The organism is Micromonospora sp. NPDC047707 (assembly GCF_040704235.1).
GTDB lineage: Bacteria > Actinomycetota > Actinomycetes > Mycobacteriales > Micromonosporaceae > Micromonospora.
Window position 1 is genome coordinate 1 of sequence record NZ_JBEYSU010000086.1, and the last position, 6,226, is coordinate 6,226.

A 6,226-nucleotide genomic window follows, 5' to 3' on the forward strand; every position below is an offset into this window, starting at 1 on the left:
CAACGTGGTCACTCTTCCCACCAGCACCCCAGCTTGCCGCACCCCGCCACCAGCGGCAAGCCCACCACCATGCCCGGAAACCACCGTGTCCCGGCTACGCCGGGACGCTGCCGCACACGTGGCCAAGATCCGAGTTTCGTCTCAGTCTGCTTCGCCTGCCCACTCCTGAACCCATGCCGGGCGTGGGCACTCGACCAACCCGCCCAACGCCTCCACGGCATCTGGGGCGCCACTACCCACCCCGGACGGCGACACCTGCGCAAGCGACACCGCAAGGCTAACCAAACCGCAGCCGCCGGAGACGCCCTCGACGCATGATCGACCTCACCGCCGCCGAATCGCTCTATAACCGCGAATCGCGAAGCCGCGCCCACCGCCGTCGGCTGATCAAAAATCAAAGCGTGAACGACCTGGTCATCTGGCCAGACGCTCAGTACGACGCCGACGTGAGCATGGCGCACGCACTCGATGAACTGAGCGGCTGGGAACGCGCAGGGCATCAAATCCACAGCCGGTGCGCCACGTGGTCGATTACCTCGACCGCTTCAGCGCCGATCGAATACTCGTCGAGGTGGATGCCATGCGGCGTATCCTCGAACCTCCACTCACCGCCAATCGACGGCCCCTTCACCGGCCTCAACTGCCGGACAGACCGCCAAGCCGCCCCGTGCCAGACCCTCCGCTACTCGCCCTGCCGTACGCCAGCCGGCCCGGCTACCGCGACGAATGGCACCCCACATGACCGACGATCGAACCCGAGCCGACGCGGTCATCGCCAATGCCGTTGATGATGTTCACAGCGATCACACTTGCGATCAGATTTCCGATGTCAACCAGTCTTCTCTTACAACCTTGTCCGGACCGAACGACAGACCTGGGAGTGCACCCACCCGCTTCCGAACGGATTGTCTCGTTCATGTTCGCTTGACCCCAACCGCATCTCGAAATTGCTTTGATGCTCACCGGACGTCACGGCGCGTTTGTAGCAGGCAGAGCCCTCGCCCACCAGCCTCGGAGATTCGCCGTGATCGTCGAGGTGCGCCGGCTGGTGCGGCTTGGCAAAGCTACAGTCATTCCGGTGCCAGGTCGAAGGCCGGTGGCCCTTGACGGCTGGCAGTCGTGTGGAATGCCAATCTACTTACACTCAAATGGCTAGTAAATGGGCCAGAAGGTAAGGTTCGGTGCCTGCGAGACCCACGGAGGCATATAGCGTAATGGCATCGTCACTTGTTCGGCCGACGTGTTCGTTGACGATGACTGCGCCGAGTGAGATTGCTGGGGCGTTAGCAAGTAACGCAGGCGGATCATACGAGCCCAGCTGCGCAAGGGAGTCGGTGACGATTAGCTGGGCTCTTGCCGGTAGGCTCGGCCCAAACTCAGCTCGGTTGACTTGTTTCGGTCCGACTGTCGTCACGGCACTCCCCGGGGCCAGCCAATCTGGGTCGAGAACAGGCGTGGGGGACGACGTCGCCAGGACGACAATGTCTCGGGCATCGACCGCTTCACGAGCAGTCGAGACACCGCGAGCCGGTAAGCGCAATTCGGCTAGTGCGCGGTCAGCGAGCGAGGCGGCCCGTTGCGGATTACGGCTGTAGATCGCTATATCCGAAACTCGACGCACACACGAAAGTGCCCACAACTGAGTCCAGGCTTGCCGTCCGGCACCGATCACGCCCACCGTGGTTGCATCCGGACGAGCGAGCACGTCGATTGCGACTCCACCGAGGGCGCCAGTGCGGTAAGCGCCGAGTGCTGTTCCCACCGCCAAGCCGGCCAAATCACCTGCCGGCTCCCTGTGAACGGCAACAATTTGCTCGCCGTCGAGGTGTTTGTCATAGGAGCGATATCCGTACCACCGGCCCGGCAAGCGGCCAGCGGTGAAAGTCAGGACCCCGGCATGCACACGCGGCGGCGATACAAGGTCTCCACGGTGTGCGGCAATTAGCGCGGCCCGCATCGCGGCAACGGCGTCACCCGGCTGTAAGCGGGCCGCGACTGCGGCGTCGTCAAGCAAAATGGTCATACCCATACTTTCCTAGGGTTGGGTTGGGCGTAGGTCAACCTCTGGGTCCGGACCCCGGATCACCGCTTCGTCACCAAGAGCCATAGAAGGACCGCTGCCCGACGAATCCGCATGGTTGCCATCCACGCCACTATCCGCTTGGCCATCGCCGTCGGCGGCACTCGATCCGGCGCAGAACTTCTACGGCTCTTAGGTGACATTTGAGATAGCTTGCCCTGTCTCGCTAACGGCACCTCTTTGTGTCCAAGGCGTTGGCAGCAGAGAGGTCTCCGTGTCTTTGATGATGGTGGGGACCGCCCCGGGTTTGGTTTACTCGCGGGGTTGAGTGGTTCAGGCTGCGTGTGCGGGCCTGTTGATTGTCTCAAACTCGATCGAGGTGAGCCGACCGAGGGCGTCGTTGCCGGCGCCGGCCGTGGTAGGTCCGTTCTATCCAGGTCACGATTGCCTGGCGTAGCTCGTGGCGGGTGTGCCAGCGTTGCCGGGTCTAGGACGTTGCGTTGCAGCAGCGCGAAGAACGATTGCATCGCAGCGTTGTCACCGCAGGCATCGACGCGGCCCATCGAGCCGACCAATCCGTTGCGGTGCAAGGCTTGACGAACTTCCGGGACCGGAATTGGGCCCCGGTCGGAGTGCACAATCGTGCCGGTCGGGCTGCGCAGCCGTGCCGCATTGTCCAGCGCCGCCACGGCCAGGGACGCCTTCATCCGGGAGTCGATCGAGTAGCCGACGATCCGGCCGGAGTACATGACCGCGCACAGGTACAGCTTGCCCTCGGCGGTGGGGTGTTCGGTGATGTCGGTCAGCCACACCCGGTTCGGTGCCACGGCGGTGAACTGGCGTTGCACCAGGTCGTCGTGCACCGGTGGTCCGGCCCGGCGGGTCAGGCCCTTGCGCTTGGCGAACACCGACCAGATCCGCTGCTGTGGGCAGAGCCTGGCCACCCGGTTCGCGCCGGCGGCGATGCCATGGGCGGTTAGCTCGTCGGCGATGAACCGGTACCCGAACGCCGGGTCATCGGCATTGATGTCGAGGGCGGCGTTGATCAGATGGGCATCGTCCCAGTCCCGCTGCGAGACCGGGCTGTGCTTCCACGCGTAGCCCTGCTTGCTGAAGCCCGGCACCCGGCAGGTCACCGCGACGGGGATCCCGTCCGCGGCCAGGTCACCGACCAGCGGGTACGTCATTTTGCGGCGATCTCCTTGGCGAAGACGCCGCGCCCTGCGCAGGATCTCGTTCTCCTGCTCCAGCAGCTTGTTGCGTCGCCGCAGTTCCCGCAGCTCCGCCGACTCGGAGCTGGTGGTGCCAGGGCGGATCCCGTCGTCGGCGATCTTTAACCAACGATGCAGACATGACTCGGAGATCCCGAAGTCCTTCGCAATCTGCGCGATCGGAGCCTCACCCTTGCGGGCGACCGCGACCGCGACCGCGACCGCGACCACGTCACGGCGGAACTGCGGCGGGAACGCTTTCAGCATGGCCGACATCCTTCCAGCGAGGAGCACATCCTCACAGGCAGGAGTCAACCGTACCGGGGGCAGTCCCTACCGCCCGGTGACGCTGATCGTCGTCGCGCTCGGGCTTTTCGCGCAGATGACCGGCGTCAACGCCGTCGGCAACCTCAGTCCGCAAATCGTCCAGGGATGAGCTACGAAGGCCATTCACGCTGCTCGTGATGCCGGCGCTGATTGAGGTCGGGGGCCTGCTGGCAGCGAGCGGCTCGACCGTCGCCGTCGACCGTCCGGGCCAGCCGGTGACATTCCTCTCGGCACCGGCGTGACGGTGGCCGGACATCTGCTGCTCTTCGTCACGTTCGTCGCCAATTCGGTCCTGGCGCCGGTCGTCGGCCTGGTTGGCTGCTGGTATTCGCGGTCAATTTCAACAGCGGCTTCAGCGCGCTGATCTCGGTAACGAGGCGGAGGGCTACAACGTGCGGACGTTAGGCACTACGATGCTGCTGCCGAACCTGCTGGCCAACTTTCATGCACGCCCCGTTTTCCTATTCGCCCCTCTCGGCGGCGCGCATTTTCCCCACCGTGATCCCAGGGGCAGCGAGCGCGCGATGTCGCCGGGCAGTGGGCGAACGCGTTGATGGTGCGTCGCGGACCTGGGCGGCGCTGTGACCGTCGGCAGGTGAAGCAGCATCACGTATCGGGTGGCGCACTGGATTAGCGTGCCGATGGCAGGGCCTGGTAGATGGTCTTGGAACGGACCCGCAACTCGGGCTGATCTGGGAACGCGGAGGGCAGCACCTTGCTGATCTGCTATGGGCCCCCAGCGTTCGTGCAGGCAATGCTGCACGAACGTGCATGACGCCTCGTCGTCGCCGCTCAAGCCCCCTTAGACCGTGCCGTCACACAACCAACCGGGCTAGGGCTGACCCGGCGGCACAGCCCGAACCGCATCTCCGCTGCTGTGCCGCCGGCCTAACTCCTCGGGCTTGACCATCGCCGGGAATGCCCTGAGGAGCAGTCCTCACCCTAACGCCCAGACTAGGAGTGCCGGCGGCGCGGTCCTCTCAGGCGCACCACCGCGCCGCCGGTCCACTACCCACGGCTATAACGGGGCGACTAGCCGCTAGGGTGGAGCCCTGATCCTTTCAGCCGAGCCTTCCACCGTTCAATAAGGAGTTTTCCCTAAATTGCCGTCGGCTTTGGTGCCGGAAGCATGGTTTGGTCTGTGCGGCTGGCCCCTAATCACGTCTGGCACGTCGCGCCGTGACTGAGGCGAAAAGCGGCGGGAGTAGCTCCTCATGGTGTCGCACCACCTGATGGCTCCGCCGGCGCGGCTACAAGCCCCAAGCAGGTGCCGCGCCGCCGGCCCGCTAACGATCATCATGCAAAGATGACCATGGCGATCCGGACGGACCGCTCCTGAGTCGGTTGACCTCGTCCGGCGTCTGCTCATCATCAACCAGCAGCCAAAGGGCTGGGACGACGATGCACGCTATGGCTCCAGGTGGTCGCCGTTAAGCAGATACCAAACAACCTAGCCGGCGACCGTGAACCAGCCGCCCGTTACCTCGCTCGGACGGCCGCGTGCCGAAGTCGGACCCCGGCACAGGGCGGCGAGTCAACGCGATAAACGTTGACGCGGCAGCACGAGGTAGCCGCCCTTGGCCTTCACACGTTCGGGCACGCCAGGCTGTGCTCGCTCGGCCCCGTCACCTGCTGCGAGCGATGGGTCCGCACCGGCCGCACTAGGCAGTGTCTTCAAAGGATCTTGGTGTCGGATGATGTAGCGCGTGGGTCGTCGCTACGAGTGTCTGACGTCGAGTGGGAAGCCCTGTCGAGGTATCTGCCGTCGGTGGTGACGGGTGGTCGGCCGCGAGCCGATGACCGGCGGGTGCTCAACGGGATCGTGTGGAAGATCCGGGCCGGTGCGGCGTGGCGGGATGTGCCTTGCCCGGTGCGGGTCGTGGCAGTCGATCTATACCCGTTTCCGGAGGTGGCCCTCGATGGGACGTTCGCGCGGATGCTCGCCGGGGTTCAGGCCGACGCGGACGCGGCCGGGGACATCGACTGGCTGGTGTCGGTCGACTCCACGATCGTGCGAGCCCACCAGCATGCCGCGGGCGCTAAAGGGGGCGCCGAGAAACGGACGAACCACAAGATCACGCCCTCGGTCGAAGTCGAGGTGGACTGACCACCAAGATTCACCTCGCCTGCGACGGCCTCGGGCGGACCCTGGCGTTCGTTCTCTCCGGGGGCAACGTCAACGACTGCACCCTCTTCACCCACGTCATGGCCGCGATCCGCGTCGAGCGCTCAGGTCCTGGCAGACCTCGCGTCCGCCCCGACCACGTCATCGCCGACAAGGGCTACAGCTCCAAGGCCATTCCGGTCCCACCTACGCCGACGCGGTATCGGGCACACCATCCCCGAACGCGCCGACCAGCAGACCAACCGCCGGCGGCGCGGCAACCGCGGCGGCCGCCCACCGATGTTCAACACCCAGCTCCACAAACACCGCAACGTCGTCGAGCGCTGCTTCAACCGGCTCAAGCAGTGCCGCAGCATCGCGACCCGCTACGACAAGACAGCCACGTCGTACCGGGCCACCGTCACCATCGCCGCGCTACTGCAACGGTTGTGAACCTTTGAAGACACCGCCTAGTAGTGCTTTGTTAGGTTGGTGGTCGTCGTTTCCGTCGGATGGTTCTGATCTTGCGTCGGCAGGTGGGGCATGCGCCGGTCCAGGTGGCGA

At 64.9% G+C, this 6,226-nt stretch carries 4 protein-coding genes and 2 pseudogenes; 4 read left to right on the forward strand and 2 right to left on the reverse strand.

Going from position 1 to position 6,226, the window contains the following annotated elements; translation table 11 throughout:
• Window positions 1-69 precede the first annotated feature (69 nt).
• Window positions 70-318: a WhiB family transcriptional regulator gene (locus AB0873_RS31475; protein WP_366604364.1), complete on the forward strand. Its 249-nt coding sequence runs from the start codon at window positions 70-72 to the stop codon at window positions 316-318.
• A gap of 205 nt (window positions 319-523) precedes the next feature.
• Entirely contained in the window at window positions 524-742 is a 219-nt protein-coding gene (locus AB0873_RS31480) for a DUF6221 family protein (protein WP_366604359.1), read from the forward strand.
• A 402-nt stretch (window positions 743-1,144) separates the two neighbouring features.
• Here AB0873_RS31480 and AB0873_RS31485 read toward each other — a convergent pair whose 3' ends face one another.
• Window positions 1,145-2,023, reverse strand: a complete 879-nt coding sequence (locus AB0873_RS31485; RefSeq protein WP_366604360.1) for an NAD(P)-binding domain-containing protein — start codon at window positions 2,021-2,023, stop codon at window positions 1,145-1,147.
• A 330-nt stretch (window positions 2,024-2,353) separates the two neighbouring features.
• Window positions 2,354-3,498: pseudogene (locus tag AB0873_RS31490) on the reverse strand (IS3 family transposase).
• Here AB0873_RS31490 and AB0873_RS31495 point away from each other — a divergent pair.
• Entirely contained in the window at window positions 3,497-3,667 is a 171-nt protein-coding gene (locus tag AB0873_RS31495; protein WP_366604362.1) for a hypothetical protein, read from the forward strand. The pseudogene AB0873_RS31490 and the gene AB0873_RS31495 sit on opposite strands and share 2 nt — an antisense overlap.
• A 1,614-nt stretch (window positions 3,668-5,281) precedes the next feature.
• A pseudogene (locus AB0873_RS31500) lies at window positions 5,282-6,115 on the forward strand (IS5 family transposase).
• Window positions 6,116-6,226 lie beyond the last annotated feature (111 nt).

What these genes read in the sequence shown, in the direction of transcription:
- AB0873_RS31475 (WP_366604364.1), top strand. Translation starts at nt 70, where the DNA reads ATGCCCGGAAACCACCGTGTCCCGGCTACGCCGGGACGCTGCCGCACA.
- AB0873_RS31495 (WP_366604362.1), top strand. Translation starts at nt 3,497, where the DNA reads ATGGCCGACATCCTTCCAGCGAGGAGCACATCCTCACAGGCAGGAGTC.
- AB0873_RS31485 (WP_366604360.1), bottom strand. Translation starts at nt 2,023, where the DNA reads ATGACCATTTTGCTTGACGACGCCGCAGTCGCGGCCCGCTTACAGCCG.